The sequence below is a fragment of the Ruegeria sp. AI3 genome, assembly GCF_056541245.1.
Genome location: NZ_JBQFYA010000058.1, coordinates 1 through 1108 on the forward strand (window position 1 = coordinate 1; position 1108 = coordinate 1108).

2 protein-coding genes are annotated in these 1108 nt (G+C 58.2%); both read right to left on the reverse strand.

The genetic code is table 11. The features are described from left to right. On the reverse strand, nt 1-375 hold a 375-nt coding region (locus tag ACRZ95_RS22980), incomplete at its 3' end, for an HAD family hydrolase (RefSeq protein ID WP_480555694.1). 120 nt (nt 376-495) lie between these two features. Continuing rightward, nucleotides 496-1108, reverse strand: a 613-nt coding sequence (locus tag ACRZ95_RS22985; protein ID WP_480555696.1) for a DHH family phosphoesterase, incomplete at its 5' end; no start/stop codon positions are given.

Consider the following 1108-nt stretch of genomic DNA (forward strand, 5'->3'; position numbering starts at 1 on the left):
AATATGAATAGGGTGGTGCAGAATTTTCAGCGGCTCGAAAAAGCCCGCGTCCCGCTGCCATTCCCCCATGAAATACACTTTGTGCCCAACCACGCCCCGAAACATCGCGGACCGCGCCGAGTCACCGCTCGTTGCAATGGTGTCGTATGAATCCGCCGGCACATTGAAATGAACCAGCTGTTCGGCAACCCCTGCGCGGGGTTTGGGAGAGTTGGTGACCAACACGACATATCCGCCCATGGCCCGGTATTGCTGCAGGGCAGCAACGGCCTCGGGGAACGCGGTGATGCCATTGTGCTCACAGCCCCAAAGATCAACAAACAGCGCGTTGTAGCGTTCGGAAATGTCGCTGAGAGCGTGAATGATCTGGGTCATAGAGCCTCTTTCGGCAGAGCAGAGTACGGCCAAGCCTATGGCAGAGCTTGACCAGTTTTGCCAGAGGGTGCTGCCCCCGCCGTCCGTTCTGGGCGTCTTGACCTCTGAGAGCTCAGCCGATCAGACCTTGAGGTTCGGGATGATCTGCTTTTTGCGGCTCATCACGCCGGGCAAAACAACGCTGTCTCCCTCAACCGACGCGCCAAAGCTCTTTTCAGCAACGCCTTTGACCACATCGTTTGGCACCAGCAAGGTGGCTTCTTCGTTCAGGATGTCGACCACGAATAGCAGAACCTGATCGACGCCGTCTTCCTGGGCGACATCGGTCATCGAACCAGCCAGGCTGTCCTTGCGGTCCAGTACAACGCCGGGTGCCGTGGTTTCCAGAACCGAAACGCGGAACTTGGTGCCGTCCACTTCGTATTCCTTGCTGTCCATGCGAATAAGTTCGGCATCCGAGAAGGACGAGACATCCGACTTGGCCGCAAACATGTCGGCCGCATAAGCCGAAACGTCGAGACCGAGATCTGCCGCCAGTTTCTCGGCGACATGACGGTCATGCGCGGTGGTCGTGGGTGAGCGGAACTCCAGCGTGTCGGACAGGATGCATGTCAGCGCAGCGCCTTTGATAGCTTCTGGCATTTTGGCGGCATCTTGGCCCATCAGATCGACCAGGATCGTCGCGGTGCAAGCCAGCGGGCGCACGGTGATGTCGATTGGGCCTTTGGTTTCC